32 protein-coding genes are annotated in these 22,765 nt (G+C 38.4%); 5 read left to right on the top strand and 27 right to left on the bottom strand.

All coding sequences use genetic code 11. The features are described 5' to 3' along the window. Nucleotides 1–21 precede the first annotated feature (21 nt). The 9 genes from MKY11_RS08540 to MKY11_RS08500 form a co-directional block, all read right to left on the bottom strand. The gene (locus tag MKY11_RS08540; protein WP_342502029.1) at nt 22–612 is read right to left on the bottom strand and encodes an HK97 family phage prohead protease; all 591 of its coding nucleotides are present in this window, start codon (nt 610–612) and stop codon (nt 22–24) included. After that, complete coding sequence (locus MKY11_RS08535; RefSeq protein ID WP_342502028.1) at nt 590–1,825, bottom strand: phage portal protein; 1,236 nt, start codon at nt 1,823–1,825, stop codon at nt 590–592. The genes MKY11_RS08540 and MKY11_RS08535 overlap by 23 nt, the downstream gene beginning before the upstream one ends. Nucleotides 1,826–1,831: 6 nt before the next feature. Continuing rightward, the gene (locus tag MKY11_RS08530) at nt 1,832–2,032 is read right to left on the bottom strand and encodes a hypothetical protein (RefSeq protein ID WP_144739479.1); all 201 of its coding nucleotides are present in this window, start codon (nt 2,030–2,032) and stop codon (nt 1,832–1,834) included. A gap of 14 nt (nt 2,033–2,046) precedes the next feature. Next, a complete protein-coding gene (locus MKY11_RS08525; RefSeq protein WP_342502027.1) occupies nt 2,047–3,774 on the bottom strand; it encodes a terminase TerL endonuclease subunit in 1,728 nt (575 codons plus the stop codon). Then, on the bottom strand, nt 3,761–4,249 hold the full coding sequence (locus MKY11_RS08520) for a phage terminase small subunit P27 family (RefSeq protein WP_148943591.1): 489 nt from the start codon (nt 4,247–4,249) through the stop codon (nt 3,761–3,763). The genes MKY11_RS08525 and MKY11_RS08520 overlap by 14 nt, the downstream gene beginning before the upstream one ends. A gap of 214 nt (nt 4,250–4,463) precedes the next feature. Then, nucleotides 4,464–5,147 (bottom strand): hypothetical protein, encoded by a 684-nt coding sequence (locus MKY11_RS08515; protein WP_342502026.1) that lies wholly within the window; start codon nt 5,145–5,147, stop codon nt 4,464–4,466. A gap of 71 nt (nt 5,148–5,218) precedes the next feature. Next, entirely contained in the window at nt 5,219–5,596 is a 378-nt protein-coding gene (locus MKY11_RS08510; protein ID WP_342502025.1) for an HNH endonuclease, read from the bottom strand. Beyond that, the gene (locus MKY11_RS08505) at nt 5,587–5,778 is read right to left on the bottom strand and encodes a hypothetical protein (RefSeq protein ID WP_039963148.1); all 192 of its coding nucleotides are present in this window, start codon (nt 5,776–5,778) and stop codon (nt 5,587–5,589) included. The genes MKY11_RS08510 and MKY11_RS08505 overlap by 10 nt, the downstream gene beginning before the upstream one ends. A 122-nt stretch (nt 5,779–5,900) precedes the next feature. Then, complete coding sequence (locus MKY11_RS08500; RefSeq protein WP_342502024.1) at nt 5,901–6,149, bottom strand: hypothetical protein; 249 nt, start codon at nt 6,147–6,149, stop codon at nt 5,901–5,903. Nucleotides 6,150–6,300: 151 nt separating this feature from the next. On the opposite strand from MKY11_RS08500, the gene MKY11_RS08495 reads away from it, so the two are divergent. Continuing rightward, on the top strand, nt 6,301–6,519 hold the full coding sequence (locus MKY11_RS08495) for a DUF2188 domain-containing protein (RefSeq protein ID WP_342502023.1): 219 nt from the start codon (nt 6,301–6,303) through the stop codon (nt 6,517–6,519). Nucleotides 6,520–6,725: 206 nt separating this feature from the next. Here the strand turns inward: MKY11_RS08495 and MKY11_RS08490 are convergent, their stop codons facing one another. The 12 genes from MKY11_RS08490 to MKY11_RS08435 form a co-directional block, all read right to left on the bottom strand. Further along, entirely contained in the window at nt 6,726–7,307 is a 582-nt protein-coding gene (locus MKY11_RS08490) for a hypothetical protein (protein ID WP_342502022.1), read from the bottom strand. An 84-nt stretch (nt 7,308–7,391) separates the two neighbouring features. After that, complete coding sequence (locus MKY11_RS08485; protein WP_342502021.1) at nt 7,392–7,826, bottom strand: ArpU family phage packaging/lysis transcriptional regulator; 435 nt, start codon at nt 7,824–7,826, stop codon at nt 7,392–7,394. A 17-nt stretch (nt 7,827–7,843) separates the two neighbouring features. Beyond that, nucleotides 7,844–8,035, bottom strand: a complete 192-nt coding sequence (locus tag MKY11_RS08480; RefSeq protein ID WP_342502020.1) for a hypothetical protein — start codon at nt 8,033–8,035, stop codon at nt 7,844–7,846. Nucleotides 8,036–8,133: 98 nt separating this feature from the next. Then, nucleotides 8,134–8,328, bottom strand: coding sequence for an XtrA/YqaO family protein (locus tag MKY11_RS08475; RefSeq protein ID WP_149865381.1), 195 nt, complete (start codon nt 8,326–8,328; stop codon nt 8,134–8,136). Between the two features lie 134 nt (nt 8,329–8,462). Then, the gene (locus MKY11_RS08470; protein WP_342502019.1) at nt 8,463–8,621 is read right to left on the bottom strand and encodes a hypothetical protein; all 159 of its coding nucleotides are present in this window, start codon (nt 8,619–8,621) and stop codon (nt 8,463–8,465) included. Between the two features lie 208 nt (nt 8,622–8,829). Then, entirely contained in the window at nt 8,830–10,158 is a 1,329-nt protein-coding gene (dnaB, locus tag MKY11_RS08465; RefSeq protein WP_342502018.1) for a replicative DNA helicase, read from the bottom strand. Then, complete coding sequence (locus tag MKY11_RS08460) at nt 10,155–10,514, bottom strand: replicative helicase loader/inhibitor (protein WP_342502017.1); 360 nt, start codon at nt 10,512–10,514, stop codon at nt 10,155–10,157. Before MKY11_RS08460 ends, dnaB begins: the two co-directional genes overlap by 4 nt. Beyond that, complete coding sequence (locus MKY11_RS08455; RefSeq protein WP_342502016.1) at nt 10,507–11,157, bottom strand: Replication protein O; 651 nt, start codon at nt 11,155–11,157, stop codon at nt 10,507–10,509. Before MKY11_RS08455 ends, MKY11_RS08460 begins: the two co-directional genes overlap by 8 nt. A 148-nt stretch (nt 11,158–11,305) precedes the next feature. Beyond that, on the bottom strand, nt 11,306–11,707 hold the full coding sequence (locus MKY11_RS08450) for a hypothetical protein (RefSeq protein WP_342502015.1): 402 nt from the start codon (nt 11,705–11,707) through the stop codon (nt 11,306–11,308). Nucleotides 11,708–11,880: 173 nt separating this feature from the next. Beyond that, nucleotides 11,881–12,648, bottom strand: coding sequence for a hypothetical protein (locus tag MKY11_RS08445; RefSeq protein WP_342502014.1), 768 nt, complete (start codon nt 12,646–12,648; stop codon nt 11,881–11,883). Continuing rightward, nucleotides 12,645–12,995 carry a hypothetical protein gene (locus tag MKY11_RS08440; protein WP_282067011.1) on the bottom strand — a complete coding sequence of 117 codons (351 nt, stop codon included), beginning with the start codon at nt 12,993–12,995 and terminating at the stop codon, nt 12,645–12,647. The genes MKY11_RS08445 and MKY11_RS08440 overlap by 4 nt, the downstream gene beginning before the upstream one ends. Nucleotides 12,996–13,205: 210 nt before the next feature. Continuing rightward, a complete protein-coding gene (locus tag MKY11_RS08435; protein ID WP_342502013.1) occupies nt 13,206–13,856 on the bottom strand; it encodes a Rha family transcriptional regulator in 651 nt (216 codons plus the stop codon). A 124-nt stretch (nt 13,857–13,980) separates the two neighbouring features. Between MKY11_RS08435 and MKY11_RS08430 the strand changes: the two genes are divergently transcribed. After that, nucleotides 13,981–14,280, top strand: coding sequence for a hypothetical protein (locus MKY11_RS08430; RefSeq protein ID WP_282067015.1), 300 nt, complete (start codon nt 13,981–13,983; stop codon nt 14,278–14,280). Nucleotides 14,281–14,294: 14 nt separating this feature from the next. On the opposite strand, the gene MKY11_RS08425 is transcribed toward MKY11_RS08430, so the two are convergent. The 3 genes from MKY11_RS08425 to MKY11_RS08415 all read right to left on the bottom strand — a co-directional run bounded on the left by MKY11_RS08425 (nt 14,295) and on the right by MKY11_RS08415 (nt 15,154). Continuing rightward, nucleotides 14,295–14,567, bottom strand: a complete 273-nt coding sequence (locus MKY11_RS08425) for a hypothetical protein (RefSeq protein ID WP_282067016.1) — start codon at nt 14,565–14,567, stop codon at nt 14,295–14,297. 114 nt (nt 14,568–14,681) lie between these two features. Next, the gene (locus tag MKY11_RS08420; protein ID WP_342502012.1) at nt 14,682–14,960 is read right to left on the bottom strand and encodes a group-specific protein; all 279 of its coding nucleotides are present in this window, start codon (nt 14,958–14,960) and stop codon (nt 14,682–14,684) included. After that, nucleotides 14,951–15,154, bottom strand: a complete 204-nt coding sequence (locus MKY11_RS08415) for a helix-turn-helix transcriptional regulator (protein WP_034317533.1) — start codon at nt 15,152–15,154, stop codon at nt 14,951–14,953. The genes MKY11_RS08420 and MKY11_RS08415 overlap by 10 nt, the downstream gene beginning before the upstream one ends. A 301-nt stretch (nt 15,155–15,455) precedes the next feature. Here MKY11_RS08415 and MKY11_RS08410 point away from each other — a divergent pair, with 301 nt between their 5' ends. From MKY11_RS08410 to MKY11_RS08400, 3 genes are read left to right on the top strand one after another with little or no spacing between them, the layout of a single operon-like run. After that, a complete protein-coding gene (locus tag MKY11_RS08410; protein ID WP_342502011.1) occupies nt 15,456–15,875 on the top strand; it encodes a helix-turn-helix transcriptional regulator in 420 nt (139 codons plus the stop codon). An 18-nt stretch (nt 15,876–15,893) separates the two neighbouring features. Beyond that, nucleotides 15,894–16,337, top strand: coding sequence for an ImmA/IrrE family metallo-endopeptidase (locus MKY11_RS08405; RefSeq protein WP_327855545.1), 444 nt, complete (start codon nt 15,894–15,896; stop codon nt 16,335–16,337). Between the two features lie 35 nt (nt 16,338–16,372). Further along, nucleotides 16,373–17,485: a site-specific integrase gene (locus MKY11_RS08400; protein WP_216942340.1), complete on the top strand. Its 1,113-nt coding sequence runs from the start codon at nt 16,373–16,375 to the stop codon at nt 17,483–17,485. Between the two features lie 50 nt (nt 17,486–17,535). Here the strand turns inward: MKY11_RS08400 and mutL are convergent, their stop codons facing one another. The 3 genes from mutL to cotE form a co-directional block, all read right to left on the bottom strand. Continuing rightward, nucleotides 17,536–19,437: a DNA mismatch repair endonuclease MutL gene (gene mutL / locus MKY11_RS08395; protein WP_342502010.1), complete on the bottom strand. Its 1,902-nt coding sequence runs from the start codon at nt 19,435–19,437 to the stop codon at nt 17,536–17,538. 22 nt (nt 19,438–19,459) lie between these two features. Then, nucleotides 19,460–22,036 carry a DNA mismatch repair protein MutS gene (mutS, locus tag MKY11_RS08390; RefSeq protein ID WP_342502009.1) on the bottom strand — a complete coding sequence of 859 codons (2,577 nt, stop codon included), beginning with the start codon at nt 22,034–22,036 and terminating at the stop codon, nt 19,460–19,462. 124 nt (nt 22,037–22,160) lie between these two features. Beyond that, the gene (gene cotE / locus MKY11_RS08385) at nt 22,161–22,706 is read right to left on the bottom strand and encodes an outer spore coat protein CotE (RefSeq protein ID WP_007499466.1); all 546 of its coding nucleotides are present in this window, start codon (nt 22,704–22,706) and stop codon (nt 22,161–22,163) included. Nucleotides 22,707–22,765 lie beyond the last annotated feature (59 nt).

Genomic DNA, 22,765 nt, shown 5'->3' with positions numbered 1-22,765 from the left:
ACCCGCAATGTACGAGTGCTTTCAAAGACTTAATTTAATTAGGTCAAGCTCTAACTTGATTTTCTCTTTTTCTAAATAGCTGCTTTGATGCTGCTTTAAATGCCGTTGTGCAATTGATACGTCCGTATCTTCATAAGCTGGATAAGTGACGATAGAAACATCAGTAATCCGTGAAATATTTGTTAAGCTCCGCAACGGCAGCCCCGATTCTTCATCACGTTTAAAGCTGTCGCCGTTTTTCGCAAGATGAAAACCGAATGAACAATTTGAAATGTTGCCAAGTCTCAAGTTTTCGTATAGATCGTTTGCGTATTGCGTGTTAGGTAGAGACAATTCAAAACGCAAGCCAATATCATCCACAGATAGTTTCAGTGTTCCGGCTTTGGTTCTTCCTAGAATCTTTGACGGATCATGATCAATAAGCGCCCTTACATCTGACATATCAGCATTTTGCAGCGCTCGTTTTTCAATGGTTTCAATGAAGCCGCCCAGGTTTCGGCTGCGTGTACCAAATTTCAATGCATAACCTGTGATCATCCTGCCTTTATCGGTTTCTTCTGTAGCCTTTAGTGAACCCTCTTGAATGGCTCTAATCTCCTTTTCCAATATCATCACCCCCTTTATCAAGTGAAGGAATAGGAAGCCCCTTCGCCTTTGCTTTTTGGATTTCGTCCATAATGTCAACATCCACATAGTTCAAACTCATAAAGCGCCTATCTCCATTTTCAATAGGCGCAATCCCGTATTCTGCTAATGCGTCGTTTTGCGAATAAATGCCGTTTTGAAGTAATGCAATGACGTTTTCTCGCTTTGTTTTAGCGTCTGTTTCCTTAAATCGTCTTGCATCAAACTGAAAACGTTTGGTCCTGCTTTCCGGGTAAAAAAGCATTTTGAAATTTAACTCCGCTGTAATGGCAGCAAAGTAATTTGAAAGGGTGTTTGTCAAATAATCCAGGTTCGCTTGTTCTAGTGAAGTGTTCACTTGCTCGATTCCCAACTTATGAGGCGGCAGCCCGAACACTTTCGCAATTTGTTTGGTTGAATGCGTGTAGTTGTTGACGATCTCAAGAACCTTTGTACTGATTTCTAGCTGCTTAAATTCTTCGTTTTCGCTCAAAACCGCTATTCTTTGTTGATTCCTAACACCCGAATTGACCTTTTCAAATTCATTACGCAAGTTTTCCCTTGCTTCGGGCGACGGTACGCCTTTTTTAAGCGTTACAATGCCGCTTAAATTTGTGCCACGTCTAAAAAAGTCCGTGACAAGTCTTTTGCCCGCTTCCTGGCTTTCAAGTTCGTGCTTGAGACATGATAAGAGGCTCTTTCCGTTTACCCCATCCAGTGAGGAAAACTTGATATGCAGCACGTCAGAAGGTTTCAAAATAGCTTCTTTTCCGTCAGCAGGATAATAACGATAAACAATATCGTTCCGTCCCTTTATTTGATCAACCGAGACTTCGCTATTTAACATGTGAATAAGTTCCCAGGGCGTGCCGTCCTTATCCCGTTTGATATAAGCAAACGATTGACCGTTTAAAAGCGCATTGGCGACAAGAATATATTTGAATGAGTACCCCGAGTAATATTCGTTAGGGCGCTCGTTGATAAGCTGAAACAAGTCACTATCCTTTTCTTCTATTCCTTCGTTTCTAATCATGATCGGACTTGCTGCTATGTCTGACGACAAAACGTGAACCGCTGTGAACACATCACTATTTTTAATGGCTGTTGCTGGCACATAGCTTAAACCATCTAAGCCCACCAAAATTTCATTAAATTCCCTTTGTCCTGCGCTTTGTTGATTGATTGATCTAAAGAACGCCAATTTCCTCTACCCCCTTTCTGTTTCATGGTTGAGAAGAATGGCAACAAAGACTAGCAAAATACCACTAGTCGCAATCCCCAAAATCATCCCGACCATATAAACGGCGGTATTGATGAGGATTAGCCCTAACAAAAATAAAAGAGTATGAAGGTTCGATATGAAGAACCGCCATACTCCTAAAATTAGATGATTGAATTGTTTTGGCACTCTTTCCCCTCCTTCTATATTCCAAAGTCTTCACTTTGATAGTAGGCGTCCCAATCTGTTTCGTTTTGCTCGTAATGGTACATTGCTTCTGTATATGCATTCATTAAGGCAGCGATCGGGTCAATTTTTTCACGGTTCAAGTCCTTGTCGATCTGCACCGTATCATTGACCTTTTTCAAAATGGCGTTATTAATTGCAAGGTTTAGCAATGGGTTGTTTGTATGAAGAAGGCGTTGATCCATGACGTTGAGTCTAAAGTTTTTCGTCGGCTCTGATAATGTCCGTACCCCTTGCCTTACTTCAATAGCAGGATAGCCATATTGTTCAATTTCATTTAAAAACAATGAAATGTTATATGGATCATAAAAGATGCCCTTCACTTGCAAATCATTTTTCGTTATGTGATCGACCATGTAGTCAATCACTTGTTGTAAATTAATGATCCCGGACTCTTTGTCTGTTATTGTGCAATACCCTTCTTGCTCAAGCCTTCTATAATCAATTTTGTCACGCTGTATCTTGTTTTCTAAACCGCCTTTACGTCCGACAAACGAATGACTATCAACAAAAAAGTTTTCCTCGGCATCCTCTAAAGGATAAATAAAGCCTAATGAAGATAAATCTTCCGACCTGGATAAATCCACACCGATATAAACAGGCTTCCCGTAAATATCCGGCTTTTCCTCAATGGCACAATCTTTCCAATCGTCGCCATTAAGCAAACTATCCGAAGAAGCAGAACGCCACAAATTGAAGTTCTTAACAAGCGTTCCGTTCAGATCGTCTTTTTCCTGGGCTTCTTTCAATTTTTTGCGTAAGTTCTTGAGCAATTTCTTTTTCATGCTTTCAACTTCAAGCAACGGGTTACTTTTTATCCAAGTGCTTTCGTCGCTTATCTCTTTTTCATCATCTTGTTCATAGACAACGGCAAAATAACTTTCGTTCTCTTTCTTTCCGCTCAATATATCCGTCACATACGGATATTCTTGAGCATACATAGGACCATTCAATTTGAAACCGGCTGTACTAATGATCAAAATGAGGCTTTGATCTTGTTGCATTTGTGAGGACTCTAAAACTTCTAACATTTTAGTATTTGTAGCCGTGTGAAATTCGTCAAGAATGCCAAGTAATACGTTTAAGCCGTCAAGGTTATCTGTATCACGAGATAACGGCATGATGATGCTATCCTCTAACAAGAAACGGATTTCATTTTGAATGATCTTGGTCATTTTCTTAATTTGTTTTGATTTATTCCGCAACTTTTTAAGTTGCATGACAATCATGTTAAAAACCGCTTTTGCTTGTTTACGAGAGTTTGCCGTCGTGTAAATCTGTCTATCATATCTAGGTGCATCGCCAAAAAGTAATTCATATAAAGCGATCCCGGCAACAAGAACGGATTTACCGCCTTTACGTGCCATGCTGATATATGCTTTTGTAAATCGTCTATATCCTGTTTCTTTGACTCGCCAAGCAAATATCATATAGACAATGAATTTTTGAAAGAGTGCTAATGACGTAGGTTTTCCCGTTGAAATATCCGGCAGCATTTCAAGAAACTTTACAACCTTCGCCCCTTTTTTCGGCTTGTACTCGTATGGATAGTTAGGGTCTTTTGATTTTTCAAGATCCCGCAAATGTCTTTTACAAGCCTGGATGACTTTTTTACTTGCTACAATTTCCCCGTTTACTACTTTTTCAGCGTAAAGAGTACCGGGGTCTTTTTTAATCGTCGTCATCCTGCCTCATTGCCTCAAATATATCGTCTTCTTCGCTGTCATCACCTAAACCGACTAGACGCAATCGGGCATCAAGCGCAAGACCAAGTTGTCCCGCAATGGCTCGAATCTCTTTCGACATTTGCATCATGATTTCAATAGACGGGTTTTTCTTTTTCACTTCAAACCCCTTACTATTTACTTCAAAAACGACTTGTCCCTCTGCTGCCACATCTTCTAGTGCCTGTCGATACTGTGCGTAACTATTACAGTACATAGCCAACAAAGTGCGATCCAGTTCCGAAATAGGCAGCTCGATAATATGAGGGTAAATTCTGATCCATTCGTTTTTTGCCATTGTTGACAGCCAATAAGGCGGGTTCTCTTTCAATGGCGAAATGCCTTTCAATTTTTCTTCATGCTGCTGCCGCTGCTCTCGTTCTTCGTTTGATATTTGCCCTTTTAATGTGTCCGTCATTTGTTTTCGTCTCGCCAATAAAAACCACCACCTTTCAGCAAAATCCAACCTATTAATTTTAGGCAATCAAACAAATGAGTAATTCCTCTCTATCTCAACGCCTGTAAAGGATCAAGCCATTTTATGAATAAGTGAAAAACCGCAAAAAACGGGAAAAATCAAAACTCCATTTCAACACTTTTTTTAAAGTTGAGGGGACGCCGATTTCCAGGAATCAAAAAAGCCCACCCCGTTAATTGTCGGGGGGACTTGAATAATTTTTATAAAGATTAGACAAAAATTCCGATACAGTTTTAAGATAATCAAAACAAAAATCTCTTTCTAAAATGATAGAGTTATGAGGACCAATACTAATTCCCTTCATTTTATTAATTTTATTTTCAAGTTGTTTGTACTTTCTTGACCTACCAATATCAGCTCCATTATGGGCTATCTCATTTCTAATTAGATGTACTTTAAGAATAGTTAACCATTCTTCTGTTCCGCAAGGAAATTCCTGTTCAAGTTTTTCCGTAATGAATGAACCTGCACTAGTTAAAGTGTTCCACATAACTATTTTCGAATATTTTTTTGAATGTTTTTTTTTATAATTTTTCCACGCTTTATTATTTCCAAGCCTACAAAGTTCAACAACATACTCTTCTAATAAAAAATGGATCCTTAATAAAAATGAGTATCTATTCATCTGTTCAAAATCTCTAGCATATGGATCAAGCCACGGTAATTCAGATTTATCGTATTTTTTTAAATCTTCATCGGGTAAATTTTCTATAAAATCACTACTTCTTTTCTCAAATACATCTTCTACATATTCCATAAGTTTATGAATGTTATTTATTTTTTGTAAAATAAAGTTATCATACACTTTTGGAATATTTGAAGGGGACAAAAAACCAAGCAAAGTGACTTCGCTCATATACTTCTCTCCTCAGCAGATAAATTTCCTACATTATAGAAAATATTACAAAAGATATCAATTAAAATTAATCACTTCTTAAATGTCACCTGGTTATGATGAAACTGACAAAGCACTTCAAGGTTGTTTAAATCAGTGCGCTCTATATCGTCATGGAATACCTCTCTAAGCTCTTTATGCTTATGATGGACCACTAACCTATTTGAGATGTTTACACGTCCTTCTGCGGCACACACAGCGCATCTGTAATGACTCTCACGCTTCTTTGCTTCTCGAAGTGATTTCCATTCTCTGCTTTGATAGTATTTGTAGTGCGCTTCGTTCTCCCTGTTGTATCTCACATCTTTGTTGTATTGCTTATCAGCATAGCCCTGGTGCTTTATACAATAGCGTTCGGTCCAGTCTATATATTCACGGCATGACGGTGCGTTACAACGTTTTAACGGCATTTTTCCGCCCTATAAATGACTTCCCCTAACTCACCAATTGGCTTCAATCCGTAATGTACCCGCACTTCATTTAGTGTTAATATCCCTAAACGTAGATTTCTTTGAAAGTCTCGTTCTTTATCTTTCACATCATCATCAGTTGACTTTGCAAAACTCAAACTTGTTGGTTTTGTAAATGACATCGCCAATCTCTCCTTTTTTATTTGATCTAAGCCGCCCCTGTTTGTTAGCCGCCATTGTTTTTGTAAACAGACAGGGACGCTTTACAGCAAATAAAAAAAACACCCCATAGGGTGCTTTTAAATTAAGATTCAGTTGAAACTAATATTTGTGGTGCAAACAGGTCTAATTTACCACAATTAGTGCAAGCAACTACAATAGCCTGTATACTAGGACCTCCAATTTCAATAACATTTTCTTGAGTTTTTGCATCTAATCTTATCATTTTATCTAAAATTTCAACTCCTGGGTGTCCACATTTTTCGCAAGGGTTCTTTACTTTTGAAGTTAATGCTTGTCTAATCTTCTGATCTAGTTCTTTAGAAATTGTCATGTTATCACCTCCATCTCTTATATCGGCAAAAAGCGAGAACATAGAACCATTTGCAGAATTTGTCGAACGATTTTAAGTGTCAGCGATAAAAAAAAACTATGATACATTCAGTCCTTTTGAATTATAATTTATATAGAATGGAGGTGATTTAATGACTAATCAACATATAACAAAGCACCCAAATGGTTGGCAGGTGAAAGGTGCAGGCAATAAAAAACCATCCTCTGTACACCAAACTCAACAAGATGCAATTGCCGCAGGCAGAGAGATTGCCCGCAATCAAGAATCTGAGTTATTTATTCATGGTAAAGATGGAAAAATAAGAGCTCGTGACAGTTATGGTAATGATCCATTTCCTCCAAAAGGATAAATAATATGAATAGGTATCAGTTTATTTAACTGGTACCATCTTTTATATATATATTGGAATCATAATCAAGTTATCTATCCTACCAATCATTGCATAATACAATATTACAACCTTTTTTCTGTCATGATGCGCCAACATTAGGCCAAAAACACGCCAGTTTTACGCCAACAAAAAAGCACCCCGTAGGATGCTTTAATAAATCTTCTCTAAATATTTCTTTTTAATTCTATAAACCTGTCTTCAAGTTGATAAGAAAAATTCCTGATTAGTTCGTAAAATTCCATAATGTCTTTTAAAGCTTTTACTGGATCGATAATTGTAAGATCGAATTCTCTATTCTCCATTAGAGAGTTTGTAAGATTTCTAATTTTTTTAGAAGCTTCGTAATCTAAAACACTCATATGAGAAATTCTTTCATCCTGTATAAGATCTATAAACTCATTAATTACATAATTATAGTCTCTAGGAATACCATTCGTAGTGTAATCCAAAGCATAATAATAATAAGGCCCATATTTACTTAAGTACTCTTGGATAATATCTGTTCTAGCTTGCACGCTTTGTATAAAAACCTCCCGATCTTTGTGGTTTAATTGCATTCTAATCCCATAGTAAGTTATTCCCCCACCTATAACAGCACCAGTGAAGCCAATTATTCCCGCCCACAATGTTTCTTTATCTTCAAAAAACAAATTCAGTAGCCCTGTATAAATTATAAGATCACCTAAAAATAAAGATACTATTATAATTAAAAATATAATATTTGAATACGTACTTGACATTTTCACTTCTCAAAACCTCCTGTCTTTATATCGACAGAACATGAGCATTTGAAACGATTTTGCAAAATTTGTCGAACGAAAAAAACACCTCTAAACGGGTGCTTTATATACAACTTCATTGAGCGCATACGCCAAGTCTAGGAATGTCTTTCCTTTCAAGCGTGTATACGATCTTTCGCTCATGCCGATTTCATTGTATACCTGGTAATCGAAAACAGGTTCTTGCTGCATGTAACGTTTAATGATTATTTGTCTCTCATTATACGGAAGACGATTGACCGCTCTTTGCACCTTCTCAAGAAAGGCATTTCGTTTCTGCTCCCATTCAATACGTTTAATCGCTGTGCTTTCTGTGGATGAGCGGAAAGCGTTGGTAGTAGCGGGAGGCACTATGCTGAATCCTCCTGTTATCTTCGGCAGCATATCGTCCGGGACTTGAAGAAGATATAAGCGGTAGTTGTCGAGAATCCTTTCAACTCTTTTTCTCGTTTCTTTTTTATCTATTACAGGCGGTTCACCCAACATAAGAATACTTCCCCCTTTTATTTGCTTTTTAACGCCACGCCACGCCCTCTTTTATATGTTGGGCGGTAAACACCCATAAGTTCTCTTATTTCTTTTTCTGAAAGCTTCTGCGTGTGATTTCGAGTAGATTTGTTCTTAGGAACGTCAGTTCTTTTTGTTGGCATAGATTTATAGCCCGCTTTTATAAAAGCAGCTCTCAACGTTTTCATTTTGGTTTTTCTCCTTTTCTGAAAATAAAAAAAGGGACACCAATCAAACAGCGCTTTGCTGTCATGATCAGTGCCCCCGGCTTTCCGGTAGGTCGATTTTATTCAAATAGTTCGCCTTCGTTATAAAGCAATCGAGTCACTTTGTTATTGTGAGTAACAATTTTTGTTTCACCATGTGGCGGCAGCGGTGCATATTTCAATATGCCGTTAGATAAAACAAAAACTAAAGGCTCTTTTCCTGCGTCAAAAGTCTCAATATCTATAATTTTACTTGGAATCTCTTGTAATCTCAAGTCTTTCAATGCCTCCTTAATTCATATTCATAACAGCCAAAACAGAAACCGATCCAAACACGATATAAAAGATTAATAGTCGATATTTCATTTTCCTCGCCTCACTTTGTTACTGAACGTAAAATATCGTTGAGTTAAATTTCTTGAGGAACATTAAGCAAATATTGTTTTTCTAGTTCCTGGTCATTCATTTTCTCGTAAAACTCCCGTGAATACCCTCGCCCGGCAACGGTTAGCCATCCAATATAAAATTGTCTTTGCTCCTCTGTTAACCGCTCTTTTCCATTGCTCATATGCCCGATTCCTCCAATTGAATTTTTGTATGATAGTTTTTCAAATGCTCATTCATTCTCGAATGAAATTTCGGTTGTAAGTAAAAGAAAAGTTTTTCATCTTGGTCCGTCCATTTTATTACTGCCTTTTCGTAAACAAGAAATTCGATCAGCAATATCAAGGCGTAATAATTGAATGTCATCGCCTCGTTATACCAATCTTTGACCGTCATGACGATTGTCTATATTCCAAATTGACGAATTGGTTATATTCTTTGACGAACGCTAGTGACACAGTTCCGACTGGACCGTTACGCTGTTTAGCAATAATGATTTCAATAATGTTCTTATTCTCTGTTTCTTTGTCGTAATAATCATCACGATAAAGGAAGGCGATCACATCAGCGTCTTGCTCGATCTGCCCTGATTCTCGAATATCTGACATCATAGGGCGCTTATCCTGGCGTTGTTCAACTCCACGTGAAAGCTGACTCAATGCTATGACAGCAATGTCCAATTCCCTCGCCATCTGCTTGAGCATACGGCTAATTTCTCCGATTTCTGCTGTTCTATTTCCTCTGTGGACTGGATTTCCGACGATCAATTGCAGATAGTCAATAATGATCATCATGTCCTTGCCTTCAAATTCCCTTCTCATCTTGCGAGCCTTTGCCCAAATGTCATTAATCGTCATGCCCGGTTGATCAAATATTCTAAGAGCGGCACTATCTAAAACCCCGTTCACTTTGCTTAATCTGCCCCACTCATCAGCGTTTAAATTACTCGTGCGAATGGATTGAGCATTAATGTTTCCTATGCTTGATTGCATCCGTTTTATTAATTGCTTACGTGACATTTCAAGCGAAAAAATGCCAACCGCTCCGCCTTTATTTAAGTTGAGCGGGTTTTCCATGAAGTTACTTGCGACATTCAAACAAAAGGCGGTTTTTCCTACCGATGGACGAGCGGCGACGATGATAAATTCTTGCTTCTGAAAACCCGACGTCATTCGATCCAATTCAGTAAAACCGCTAGGCATACCAGTTACATCACCTTTAGGTGTTTCTAACTCCTGATAGATTTCCACAAGATCATTATTGATAGACCCATCATCATCCGTGCCAGTCACATCCTCTAAACTCATGAGAGAGCTAATACCTTCTTGAATGACTTGACTTGTGTCCTCACTTTTGGATGATTCTTTAAGGTCAGCGGCTATTTTTGCAATCTCTCGCTTTTGCCAGTATTCAATGATCACATTTTCAAAGTAGGACTGTCTTGCGGTGGTGGCTGCTGTATTCATCAACCCGGATAAGTATTCTCTACCGCCTATACTTTTTATATTTTCACGCCCAACATGTTCAATAATTGCGACTAGGTCAATAGGTTCGCCCTTTTTATCAAGCTCTTGAAAGGCTTTGAAAATGGATTGATTTTGTTGTCGGTAGAAATGCAGCGGCTTGAGCTGCGAATATTTAATCAAATCCGGCTCTTGTAAGATTGCGCCTAGATATTGCTGTTCCGCTTCATCGTTGTAATAAAATACCGCTCCTGTCATGATGGATCACCTATCCCAAGTACCTTTCGTATCTCTGCTTTATGCCGCTCGATCTGTTCTTGTTCTTCCTCGGTCGGTTCAGCCTTGTCCATTTCAGCAAGAAAGTTTTGAGTTTCCACGGCGTTCGGTATGGCAGCGGATCGGTCTTTTCTTGCCTCTTTCGCTTTGATTAGATCAGCAACTTTAGGCGGAAACTGATTGTATTTCACATAAACGATCAAATTCGCCTCGATCTTCTCGTAATTCTCGGGCTTTAAGATTCTTGCCCATGCGTCTAGCTTTGTTTGATCAAACTCAAAATGCTCGTAATATGTCTTGATTAGTTTTAACAATTCAAGTGTCTCTGCTTTAGTCATCTGTCAAATCAAACTCCTTTTCATTCACAGCCACTTTTCTCTTTGCTGCTTCTCTATCGCTTTTAATTTTTACGGTTAATTTATCGAATTGCTTTCTTAGACTTGCAGGACTTAATATATTCGATTTCCAAAAACCATCTTTTTGCGTCCAGTTAATCAAATACTTCACCTGTGCATCCGTCCGCTTGTCGATCTGTCTAATCAACCTAAAATCACTAGCCCATTTTTCTAAGTTCGGTTTTTTAGCTTGCGGATTATTTTCAAGTATTTTTTGATAAAGCAAATTGGCATTCTCCATGTCACAAGGTTCGTACTTGTGACGAGAATTATTTATCTTCTTTTCATTCTTATCATTCTTTACATTCTTGTTTGTGGTCATTTGATGGTCATTTGATGGTCTTTTGATGGTCAGACTGTTGTCGTTTTCGGAAGCCCCATCTTGATAAATAGCCCAATTATCAATGCTTACAATGCTGAACTTGTTGGTCTTTTTTATTGTCAAATATCCCATTTCTTGAAGCTGTTCCAGCCAACGAAAAATTGTCTTTTCTCCCTTTACCCTGTCCTTAGATTTAAGACCGGTATTGTACATGTCCATCAAAGCAAAACGACCTGTTACAAAATCACCTGGCTTTAGCTTCACTGTTTGTCTACCCACTATCTGATCATGTTCCGTATGCGAAGCCTCTGTTAGACATATTAGCCATAACCTTAATAACTGCGGATCATTGAAAATTGGGTTACTTCTAATCTTCCTATGCAACTTGATCCAACCGACCATATCAATCACCTTACTTTAGAAAATTTACGTTTTTGCTGTATGCTGCTTGATCCATCAAGTAGCGGAAACCTGCCACAAATCCGGTTACAAAAGCGTCTTCTACCTCAAGACCCGCTTTTGCTGCGTGCGCTGAATCAAAGTCTTTCAATAGATTTTTTGAGTGAGACAACAATCCTTCTAGTTTCTCGTATAAATCATCTACATTTTCTTGTGCCTGTACTGTTGATTCAGACCATTCAATGTCAGCGGTAAGCGGACCTTGAGGACCGTAAAGTATTTTGGTAGCAACAAATTTTAGAACAGAAACCATGCCCGCATCATACATGTAAGCTTCTTTTTCATCTTGACGACCGATATGCTCTAGCTTCGCTCTCGCTTTGAATACCTTTGAAGGTGTCCCCATTAAGTTCATTTTAAAAATCCCCTTTTTATCTCAAATTTGATTATTGTATTTTTTTGTTAATCGTGTTAAAGTCTATTCAATATCGGGAAGTGTAGGAGCTTCCCGATACCCTTCCTTACTTGCATGACCCTATAATGATGACAAGTAAGAAATCTATGCTGATCCCGAGTGGATCAGTTTTTTTATTTAGCTTGTTCTAACTTGTATTTGTCATATCTTTGAACTGCTTCCTCGACATTTATGTGTGAAAGGATTGAGAAAAACACGTCATTGTTTTCATCTTCTAACACCCAGTCATGAACAAAGTGACAAAACGTATTAAAATCAACTTTTGCCGGAATAGAATCAATGTGACTTTTCACTTCTTCCGCTCTTTCTTTTCTGTGATCAATTGACAGCAATGATAAGAAGTCGTTTTTGCTCATTGTGAAGAAACACATTTCAATAAGATAAGCAATGTCCGTAACCCGTTGAGGTCGGAAGAAAATAAGGTATGTCACTTGATGCATCAACTCAAAGACTTTTCTAGCCTTTTTCTTTTCGTAATTCTTTCTATACGCTTCCTCTAATTTTTCAAGCGAAGAATGAATTCTCCATAGGCGGTTTCGATAATACCTAATGACTTCATCCTGCTGATCCAGTTCTTTTTGAATACGTTTAGACCAAATCAAAGCATTGAATTTGCTGTATTTCTCTACTGGTAGAACGCCGTTCCACTCGAATACATCTAGCAACTTGGGACCCAATAATTCAACGGCTTCTTCCTTTGGCACTCCTACCATAATCTCTTTCAAATTAGCCTGCATGATCTTTTTAATACCGTGCGAATACATGCATTCATACTGTTTGATAGCAGCAGTTAAGAGCGGTTCAATTTCCTTTATCTCTCTGTAAACCTTCTTTAGTCTCTTATTCCATGTTGTGATTGTTGTCATTTGCTTGTCGCTCATGCCGTTACCTCCTGTGTTTCGATCTTGTCAATTGATATAGAAACCTCCGACGGAATGCTTGCGCCTTCGCCTTGTGCTTTCACTTTTGCTTTGACGTTTAGTATTTCTTGTTCTGTTGCTTCTCTCAATCGCAGAACACAGGGAACCCCGTTCATGTCAAAGGTATTTATGACCTTGCCACGCTCACTTGTTTTCTGTTCCACAACTTCAAACATAATACCGTTGTTGTTGCCTTCCTCTTTGGAATACATAACAAGACCTTTACGTTCGACCACAGATTGTGTATTTCGGATAAAACTCTCACGATCTACTGGCTCGGGACAAATATTTTCTATCAACAATTTCATTTGTTCTACCTTCTTTCTTTCTGTTTGTTTTGACTCCACAACTTTGAGGAGTGAGTTTTTTTGTTTATGGTGGGGTAACGAAACGTTACGTGATCTCCAGTCATTTAAAACGACACCAGTTCATAGCTTCTTCATAATTTGACGGCGCAAAATTGCGCTGTGAGGGTGTCGGTTGAAACTACCCCCTATGTTCAACATAGTCCGTCATCTTTAAATTAACGGTCGCCATGTGCCAATCCATGAAATGGCTTCTTCAAAGTCTAGCTTTCTTAAATCCTTGTATGTCGGCACTGCAAAAGCGTCCCTAAAATTGCGGTGGATGCTCGAAAACATACGGCGTTTAATTTCTTCTTCTCCTCCATATCGCTCGACAAGTTCGTATACACGTTTATTGATTCTCTTTTGAATGACGGTTTGCTGATACGCATTGATAGATAGATTGTTTTCTAGTTTGCCAATCCGCTCATCTGTTTCCTTCTGTCTTTGCTCAAGACGAATCATTTGTTGAAGCTGCGGGCTAAGGTGCGAATAGTTTTGTAGGCTCTGTTCCATTTCGTTGAATTGGGTCACGTATGCAGCGGTGAACAATACGCCTTTCTCGCCTGTCATTTTGTTGGCAACCATTTCACAACCTTGTTTTGTGAGTAGGTAATGTTTGTAAAGTTTCCCCGTTCCTGCTTGGTATGTGCTTTCAATAAAGAATCTATCAGGGCTCAAATTTGAGCTTTGACCCAAAACCTTTAAATATCCTTCGATATCTCTCACAAGGTTCTTGTGAAGTTTGCCAGTCATTTCCGCTACTTCTCGACTGTCCACCAAAAGCTGTCCATTCTGCTCAATTACTTGTAAATTGTTATTCATGTTGTTCCTCCTGTTTTGACTCGGGAAAATATCCGAGTGAGATTTTGAAATTAGGTGTGCTGAAAATTCATCGCACTGAACACTACCCTTCTGATAGAATATTTTTGAAGGGAGGTGTTTAAATATGGTAGTAATTAATTTTCTGGATGGCGATAAAATTGAAATAGATGAAAACACTTTACTAATTGGGATCAATAACGCATCAAGAACAGACAAGCCAAATGAAAATATTTTTTATCTCCAGCAAATGTATATGGGTAATCTGCAAGGTGATTTTGAGAAAGATGGTTCAGCTTTAGCGACGTCTGACGAAAGGCTAGGAATTGGCGGATTCCTACTCTCTCATGACTTGTTCTCAATTGGTGATGGCCTAGATAAAACCATTTATTTCACATCGGCTATCAAATCTATATCAGTAGTTTAAAAACTAATGGTGGCTTACTTGAGAGGTAAGCTACCTTTTTCAAGCGCAAAACGCTTTTCAACCCTATTGATTATTTCTAAAAGAATTTTATCTCCGTGATAAGTCGCCTCTTGTCGTAATGCATTTAATTCTCTTTCAACATCGTTGTAGGTCTCCGAAACGGTTCTGATCAACTCGATTAATTCGTCTTCATGATCAGCAATTAATTTTTTGAAATTGCTTTTAAATTCTTCATAAGCATTTCTCCTGTAATTGCCCTTGTCTAATCTAGATTTCTTTTCATTCATTTTTTAGAGCCTCCTTTTCAAGTTATTTGCCATTCCCCAAGTTTGGGGAATCGGTAAGCCCAAATACGGACTTTCCTTTTATGCGCTCAAATTTGAGCCGATCTACCCCCTCGTTTATCCCCTGGCTTGTTCTTTCAACCAATTTATTAAAAACTGCTCACATTCTTTTGCAGGAAAAAGCCATTTCGTGCCGACTCGATATTTTGGAAATCTCGGATCATAAAAAAATGTTTCCTTTATGAAGTTGAGACTCATGTTTGTTTGCTTACACAATTCTTTTGTGTCCCAAAACGTGACCCTGTGTTCTATCGCATCAAGTCGTTTTGAAAGCTCTTTTGAAAGCTGTTCTTCTAAAAGACTTTGATCAATTTCAAAAGTGATCATTAATCCCATCCACCCCTCTCGGATATCCCTAATATTTTGCAAATGTGTTTAGCGTGTTCTTGTGCTTTTCTTCCCGTTTTTTTACCGTTGATGATGTCGCTGATATAAGGGGCAGACACACCCAACATTTCTGCTAACTGTTTTTGCGTCATACCTTGCACATACATTTCTGACTTAACTCTAGCGGCTGTGAGAAATTGCATTTAAAGTCTTGCCTCCTTCCAAAAAATATAAAAAGCTAATTAATTAGCTAAATTCCATTGACCTTTTTATGCGTATAGTTTAATATATACCCATAGCTAAATAAGACTTTAAAAAGCCTGTAATTGTACATTTCATTGCTCCCCAGCGTCTAAAATGTATTTTTCGTAGGTCGTATTTTTTATTGTCTTTTAGCTAACTAATTAGCTTATGTCACCAATATTAAACTATAGGCATAAATTAATCAAGTGTTTTTATGCTTAAAATTTAATTTTGTTTGACTAGCTCACAAGGATGGTTGATATGACGGTTTTTGACATAGTGAAAGAGTTATGCAACGAAAGAAAAATTTCTATTAATGATTTAGAACAATCGCTTGGCTATTCAAAAAACACTTTATACAGGTTAAAAACTCAAACCCCTGGAGCTGATAAACTCCAAAAAATTGCGGATTATTTTGACGTGTCAACGGATTACCTTTTGGGACGCACAGAAGTTAAAAGAAATTTTGATTTAACAGAAAAAGATGAGAAGGACATACAAAAGGAATTACAAAAAATCATAAACGGACTTGAAGGAAATAGTTATGCTGCCTTTGACGGTCAATCCATTGATGACATGGAAGAAGAAGATAAAGAACTTTTAATTGCAAGTCTCGAGAACACTTTGAGAATAGCAAAGAAAATAGCAAAACAAAAATACACTCCTAAAAAATATAGATAAGGGATGATATTTTAAATCATGGGCGATATTACTGAAACTGTTTCTAAATTACAAAGTAGATTTAAAACAACTGATCCTTTTTTCATTGCCAATAAACTTGGAATCATTACTATTCATGAAGACTTAGGGAATACCCTGGGATATTACAGCAAACATTTTCGTACTAAATTCATTCACATAAATGAAAAGGTAAGTGAAAAATCCAGTTTTTTTGTTTGCGCTCACGAACTAGGACACGCTTTGCTTCATAGTGATTCTAATACTCCATTCTTGAAAAGACACACTTTCTTTTCAACTGAAAAAATTGAACTGGAAGCAAACTTTTTCGCCATGCATTTACTGTTTTCTTCCGTTCAAAGGGGTATTACTTATTGTGAATTCAAAGAATATGGCATTCCGAAAGAACTTGTACAAAATTACCGTAGTATTTTTTTAAGCAAAAAATGGAACAAATGTTCTTGAAAGGACCTGAAAATAAAAGCAGGGAGTGAACTATCTTGGCTAGCTTTAGACAACGGGGTAAGAGTTGGGAATACCGTATTACCATTACTGACTCTAAAGGAAAGCGAAAAGAAAAAAGCAAAGGAGGATTTAGAACAAAGAAAGAAGCACAAATTGAAGCAGCAGAAATTGAAAAACAGATTTATTTAGGTAAGCATGAAATTATCCAAAGTAAAGAGGTATTATTAAAAGACTGGTTATATGAATGGCTTGATGTTTACGGTTCTCAATGTCAGCCTAGCACCTTAAAGAACCGTAAATTGTATATTGAAAAGAATATCATCCCCCATCTCGGACAGAACAAATTAGGTCAATTAAAAAGAGTTGATTACCAAAGATATATCAACAATCTATTAAACAAATATGCTAAATCTACAGTTCAAACCATACATTCAATATTTTGTTCAGCAATAAATAAAGCAGTAGAGCTTGAAATGTTAACGCATAATAAGTATTCAAATATTTCTATAAAAAAAGATAGTAATGTAAATGATGACAAGATAAATTACCTTACAAAAGATGAGGTGAATATATTTATTAATGCTGCAAAAAAGTCACGTTTCCATCATTACATCATTGCATTAATTTTACTAAGAACTGGGATAAGAAAAGGAGAGTTGATCGCTCTTCAATGGAATGACATTGATTTTAACCAAAAGACGATACGGATTAATAAGTCAAGAAATGAATATGGCGTAAAAATACCTAAAACAAAGTCTAGTATCCGTACAATCGCTATTGATGACACATTAATAACTGAACTCAAAAAGTATCGTATATGGCAAAAGAAAAACAAAATTAAATATGGGGTTGCATACCAAGAACCTAATTTTTTGATAGCCTCACCCAATGGAAAAGATATAGGAACGTTTGGTATTAATAAAGCTATTGACTCGATCCTGTCGAAAACAAACCTACATCACATTACTCCTCATGGGCTAAGACATACTCATGCAATCATGCTTCTTGAAAGTGGAGTCGATATTAAAACAGTGAGTGACCGCCTCGGGCATGCGACCATAAACATGACAGCGGATGTTTATCTTCACGTTACAAAAAAACACGAAACAGAAAGCGTTTTGCGTTTTGAAAAGTACCTTGAAAATTAATCGGTGGGCAAAAGGTGGGCAAACCTATTCACCCACCATCTAAAACCTTGCTACATCACCCGTTTAAACATCTTTTCCATTTCATATGTGGAATGATGAATCATAATCGGCCGGCCATGCGGACATGTAAATGGGTCTTGTGTTTGCCGGAGTTCATCTAATAAGGCTTTGATTTCATCGTGACGCAAATGACGATTTGCTTTAATCGAGCCTTTACAGCTCATCATGATCGCCGCTTCTTCTCTCAGTTTCTTGATATCCACACGCTTTTCATCAAGTACTTGCTGAATGATTTCTTCGATGAGTTCAGCCTCTTCTCCTTTAGGAAACCACTGCGGATGCGATCGAACGATATAGCTGCCTGATCCGAATGGCTCTAAGAAGACCCCTACTTTTGCTAAAATATCGATATGCTCTTCAATAATCAACATATCGTTTTTTGAGTAGTGAAAGGTTAATGGAACAAGCATTTCTTGCACTTCCTGTTCAATGTCTCCTACCTTTTCACGAAAGTACTCATACTTGATTCGCTCTTGGGCAGCGTGCTGATCGATGATATAAAGACCGCGTTCATTTTGAGCCAAAATATACGTTCCGTGCATTTGTCCAATCGGATACATCACAGGGACACGTTCACTTTCAGCCTGATGCTGGGCTTCACTCTCTTCCAGTATCACTTCGTCATGTTGTTCATGCGAAGCTGCAGATTCCTCTACATATACATGGTCAAACGTTTCTTCAGACGATGCTGGTAAAGTTGCTTCCGTACTTTCCGGTTCACGCACCCCGTATGTGTCGTTCTGACTGGTCTCGTATACAGCCGATTCGAGCGAGTCCGGCTCATAGGAAACAGGTGTTTCCATTCGGCTTTTCATTGTTTGTTTAGAATCAAAAGATAAAGACTGCTGCTCATTTTTCACTGCTGGCATTGGTGCTTTTTTTGGCACTGAAGCACTTGGAATAAGCTGCTGCTTTTGAAAGACGTCTTTAATCCCTTGTTTGATCAACTCATGAAGTTCCTGCTCTTTACTTAGTCTTACTTCAAGTTTAGAAGGATGTACGTTCACATCGACTAAAATTGGGTCCATCTTCATCTCAATAAATGTAATCGGATGGCGTCCGATCGGGAGCAGTGTATGGTATCCTTCGTGAATGGCTTTCACCAGCGGGAAATGCTTGACATATCTGCCGTTGACAACGGAAGACATATAATTACGTGATGCCCTTGTCACTTCTGGTAAGGAAATATAGCCTTTCACTTCAAAATCAAGTGATTGTACATGTAGTGGCAGCATTTTTTTGGCCACTGCCGTTCCATAAATGGCCGCAAGCACATGCCGCACATCTCCGTTTCCATTTGTTTGAAGCAGCACTTTTCCTTGATGTCGCAAACGAATCGACACTTCTGGATGAGCAAGTGCAATTCGGTTCACAACATCAGAAATGTTGCCAAGCTCCGTATGAACAGTTTTCATGTATTTTAGACGGGCTGGCGTATTATAAAATAAATTGGTGACCACAATTTCCGTGCCGCGACGGCCAGAGGTTTTTTTCTCCGAAATGATCTTCCCGCCTTGGAGAGCTAAGTGTGTTCCAGCACCTTCACCGGTACTTGTCTTCATTTCTAAGTGAGAGACGGAGGCAATACTTGGCAGCGCCTCCCCCCTGAAACCGAGCGTCCTGACACGAAACAGATCATTTTCATCTTTGATTTTACTCGTCGCATGACGCTGAAAGGCGAGCTTACAATCTTCAGCATCGATTCCCACCCCATTATCAATAATTCTAATAGAAGAAAGTCCTGCTTCTTCTACATCGATTTCAATGACAGTACTACTAGCATCGATTGCATTTTCCACGAGCTCCTTCACAACAGAAGCCGGACGTTCGACCACTTCACCAGCTGCAATTTTATTTGATAGGTCATCGGATAACTGAATAATCTTTGCCATTTCTTGCTCACCTCACCTTACATTATAATTTCTTTTGCAATTCATATAGCTTTGTCATCGCTTCAAGCGGTGTCATATCCATTAAATTAAATGACTTCAATTCTTCGATCACTGCTTGATCTTTGTTTTTCAGCACAGGTTTTGTTTGCGGTTTTTCTTCCACTTCAAAGAAAGAAAGCTGCTGTTTTTCCTCAACCATTTCTTTTTTCGGGGCTTTAGAGACGCGCGGAATCACTTCATGTGATCCGCTCTCAAGCTCCGTTAAGATGGTCTGGGCTCGATCAATGATCGCATCAGGCAGTTCAGCAAGTTGCGCTACATGGATACCGTAGCTTTTATCCGCTGCTCCTTCTTTGATTTGATGTAAGAAAACAACTGTCCCTTCATGTTCTTCTGCTCGTACGTGGACATTTTTCAGTTCGCTTAATTGGGATTCCAGTACCGTCAGTTCATGATAATGAGTGGAGAAAAGGGTTTTGGCACCAATATGATCATGCACAAATTCAATGATTGCCTGTGCAAGAGCCATTCCATCATAAGTGCTTGTCCCGCGTCCAATTTCATCAAATAAAATTAAGCTGTTCTTTGTCGCATGTACCATCGCATTTTTTGCTTCGAGCATCTCTACCATAAAAGTACTTTGACCAGAAATCAAATCATCTGCCGCCCCAATACGTGTAAAGATTTGATCAAAAATCGGAAGGGTTGCCTTTGATGCTGGCACAAAACAGCCAATTTGCGCAAGAATCGAGATCAATGCCATTTGTCTCATATATGTGCTTTTCCCTGACATATTCGGACCAGTAATGAGCAAGGTTTGTCTCCCTTTGCCCATTTGGCAGTCATTCGGCACATACTCTTGATGATCCATCACTTTTTCAACAACAGGATGACGACCATCAATGACTTCCACTTCATCTGATGAAAATTCAGGGCGGACATAACGCCGCTTTTCACTCACAGTCGCAAAGCATTGCAGGGCATCAAGCTCACTCATTTGTTTTGCGAGCAACTGTAATCTAGGAATATAGGCTTTTACTTGTTCCCGAAGCGCAGAAAATAGTTCATATTCCAATTCACTAATATTTGATTCCGCCTCAAGAATAAGGGCTTCTTTTTCTTTCAATTCAGGTGTAATATACCGCTCTGCATTGGCAAGGGTTTGTTTTCTTTCATAACGGCCTTCTTCTAATAAATGCGTATTTGCACGGGTCACTTCGATATAGTAGCCAAACACTTTATTAAAGCCGACTTTCAACGATCGAATGCCTGTATATTCTCTTTCTTGCTGTTCAAGACGAGCGATCCAATCTTTCCCGTTTCGGCTCGCATCACGATATTCATCTAATTTTGCATTGTAGCCGTCTTTAATCAAATTGCCTTCTTTTAACGTCATCGGCGGATTCTCATAAAGAGCATCTTCTAATAAATCCAGTAAATCACCGCATGGGTCAATGTCATTTGCTCTAGATTTCGCCATATCCTCTGGGAGAGAATGGATAAGCTCTTTAATAGCCGGCACTTGCTTGAGAGATTCTTTCAATTGAATAAGATCACGGGCATTCACATTTCCAAATGCCACACGGCCTGCTAGACGTTCAAGATCATACACTTGCTTTAAACGTTCTCGCAGATCCTCTCGCTCAAAGAAATGTTCCATCAGAATTTGCACCATTTCCTGGCGTTCTTTGATTTGTGAAAGGCGGATGAGCGGACGATCAATCCATTGCTTCAGCAATCTTCCGCCCATTGCCGTTTTTGTTTCATCTAAGAGCCATAATAAAGAACCCTTCTTGCTTTTTGAACGGATGGTTTCTGTTAATTCAAGGTTTCTTTTTGAGTAAAGATCAATTTTCATCGTTTGTTCAAGCTCAAATACTTGAACTTGCTGAAGATGATCAAGACTCCTTTTTTGCGTTCTTCTTAAGTATGCATAGAGTGTGAAAAATGCTATTTTCAGATGTTCGTCAAGGTGAGAAACGAGTCGTTCAGCTTCATCTATTAATTCATCGCTATCTTCGTATGAGATGGTCGCTTGGCAGCGTTCCTTCAGGGTTTTCACCGTTTCTTCATCGAGCTGCTTTGATACCACAATCTCTCTTGCACCGACAGAATAAATTTCAGACACAACTTCATCTAACCGTTCAATGAAAGCCGCCATGTTTTCACCTGTTGATAAATCGGAAAGCGCAAGACCGTAGCCATTTTGAAAGCTGGAAACAGACGCGATAAAGTTATTTTCGTTTTCATTCAGTCCTTTGCCGTCCATGACCGTACCTGGTGTAATCAGTTGAACGACCTCTCTTTTGACCACACCTTTTGCTGTTTTAGGGTCTTCCACCTGCTCACAAATGGCGACTTTATAGCCTTTTTCTATCAGTTGTTCTATGTATGCAGACGCAGAATGATAAGGAACACCACACATTGGAATCGTGCCGCCATCCCTGCTTGTTAACGTAATTTCTAATTCTTGTGCTGCTTCTTTTGCATCATCAAAAAACATTTCATAAAAATCGCCTAAGCGAAAAAATAAAAAGGCATCTTGGTAATCTGCCTTGATCTTTAAATATTGCTGTATCATGGGCGTATAACTTGCCATATTTCTAATCCCTCACTATATTACTTTCGAATTCATACCATCTTTCATTATAGCATAAAAATTCACCTTTTTTCCCTAGATCAAGGCACAAAAAAACTAGGGGGATATGCGCCCTAGTCATCAATTACTCTTCTGGATCACCCGCGAGGAATTCTGGATGAATATCTTCTAATTCCTCATCCACTTCTTCTTCCCATTCGTGATCATCTTTTTCTTTCCAGCTTGAATTGACTTCTACAACAATTTTGGTTTCCCCTACTACTTCAGCAATGAATTCACGCTCTGCTTGAACGACAATTTTATTGCCATTTGGAGAAATGGTGACTTCTAAGCAATTGGGCTGCTGTAAGACTTTCGCAATCACTTCGTGCTCATCATCAAGGAAGTTTTTATCTTTATATCTCAGTTTGATGATATCTACATATTTTACACGTTCTGTGACCACTTCGGTTTTCGTGTTGTCTGCGTAAGAATACCACACGTTAATATCAAATGTACCTTCAATCTCAACTGTTTTACCGACCTTTTCAGCATCATACTTATGATTAATGATCCAACCGCCTAGGATGCTGGTTGGTTTTTGCGATGGAGAAATGGTGTGTGTGCTTTGGGTAAATTTCCTCCCTTTTGCAACCACCGCTTTTGTAATAATTTCTCTGTATTCAGACATTCCGGCATGCCTCCTTGTTCTTGATCGTTTTATCTTATGCTGGGCATTCGTCTAGTGTG

The sequence above is a fragment of the Bacillus sp. FSL W7-1085 genome, assembly GCF_038595035.1.
GTDB classification, from domain to species: Bacteria; Bacillota; Bacilli; order Bacillales; family Bacillaceae; genus Bacillus; species Bacillus altitudinis.
Note: the sequence above shows the minus strand (reverse complement) of the source record. Positions and strands in the feature narration are given on the sequence as shown.

Coding starts and splice junctions, on each gene's coding strand:
- MKY11_RS08540 (WP_342502029.1), bottom strand. CDS start 612: ATGATATTGGAAAAGGAGATTAGAGCCATTCAAGAGGGTTCACTAAAG.
- MKY11_RS08525 (WP_342502027.1), bottom strand. CDS start 3,774: ATGACGACGATTAAAAAAGACCCCGGTACTCTTTACGCTGAAAAAGTA.
- MKY11_RS08515 (WP_342502026.1), bottom strand. CDS start 5,147: ATGAGCGAAGTCACTTTGCTTGGTTTTTTGTCCCCTTCAAATATTCCA.
- MKY11_RS08510 (WP_342502025.1), bottom strand. CDS start 5,596: ATGCCGTTAAAACGTTGTAACGCACCGTCATGCCGTGAATATATAGAC.
- MKY11_RS08505 (WP_039963148.1), bottom strand. CDS start 5,778: ATGTCATTTACAAAACCAACAAGTTTGAGTTTTGCAAAGTCAACTGAT.
- MKY11_RS08500 (WP_342502024.1), bottom strand. CDS start 6,149: ATGACAATTTCTAAAGAACTAGATCAGAAGATTAGACAAGCATTAACT.
- MKY11_RS08495 (WP_342502023.1), top strand. CDS start 6,301: ATGACTAATCAACATATAACAAAGCACCCAAATGGTTGGCAGGTGAAA.
- MKY11_RS08485 (WP_342502021.1), bottom strand. CDS start 7,826: ATGTTGGGTGAACCGCCTGTAATAGATAAAAAAGAAACGAGAAAAAGA.
- MKY11_RS08480 (WP_342502020.1), bottom strand. CDS start 8,035: ATGAAAACGTTGAGAGCTGCTTTTATAAAAGCGGGCTATAAATCTATG.
- MKY11_RS08470 (WP_342502019.1), bottom strand. CDS start 8,621: ATGAGCAATGGAAAAGAGCGGTTAACAGAGGAGCAAAGACAATTTTAT.
- dnaB (WP_342502018.1), bottom strand. CDS start 10,158: ATGACAGGAGCGGTATTTTATTACAACGATGAAGCGGAACAGCAATAT.
- MKY11_RS08460 (WP_342502017.1), bottom strand. CDS start 10,514: ATGACTAAAGCAGAGACACTTGAATTGTTAAAACTAATCAAGACATAT.
- MKY11_RS08450 (WP_342502015.1), bottom strand. CDS start 11,707: ATGAACTTAATGGGGACACCTTCAAAGGTATTCAAAGCGAGAGCGAAG.
- MKY11_RS08445 (WP_342502014.1), bottom strand. CDS start 12,648: ATGAGCGACAAGCAAATGACAACAATCACAACATGGAATAAGAGACTA.
- MKY11_RS08440 (WP_282067011.1), bottom strand. CDS start 12,995: ATGAAATTGTTGATAGAAAATATTTGTCCCGAGCCAGTAGATCGTGAG.
- MKY11_RS08435 (WP_342502013.1), bottom strand. CDS start 13,856: ATGAATAACAATTTACAAGTAATTGAGCAGAATGGACAGCTTTTGGTG.
- MKY11_RS08430 (WP_282067015.1), top strand. CDS start 13,981: ATGGTAGTAATTAATTTTCTGGATGGCGATAAAATTGAAATAGATGAA.
- MKY11_RS08425 (WP_282067016.1), bottom strand. CDS start 14,567: ATGAATGAAAAGAAATCTAGATTAGACAAGGGCAATTACAGGAGAAAT.
- MKY11_RS08420 (WP_342502012.1), bottom strand. CDS start 14,960: ATGGGATTAATGATCACTTTTGAAATTGATCAAAGTCTTTTAGAAGAA.
- MKY11_RS08415 (WP_034317533.1), bottom strand. CDS start 15,154: ATGCAATTTCTCACAGCCGCTAGAGTTAAGTCAGAAATGTATGTGCAA.
- MKY11_RS08410 (WP_342502011.1), top strand. CDS start 15,456: ATGACGGTTTTTGACATAGTGAAAGAGTTATGCAACGAAAGAAAAATT.
- MKY11_RS08405 (WP_327855545.1), top strand. CDS start 15,894: ATGGGCGATATTACTGAAACTGTTTCTAAATTACAAAGTAGATTTAAA.
- mutL (WP_342502010.1), bottom strand. CDS start 19,437: ATGGCAAAGATTATTCAGTTATCCGATGACCTATCAAATAAAATTGCA.
- mutS (WP_342502009.1), bottom strand. CDS start 22,036: ATGGCAAGTTATACGCCCATGATACAGCAATATTTAAAGATCAAGGCA.
- cotE (WP_007499466.1), bottom strand. CDS start 22,706: ATGTCTGAATACAGAGAAATTATTACAAAAGCGGTGGTTGCAAAAGGG.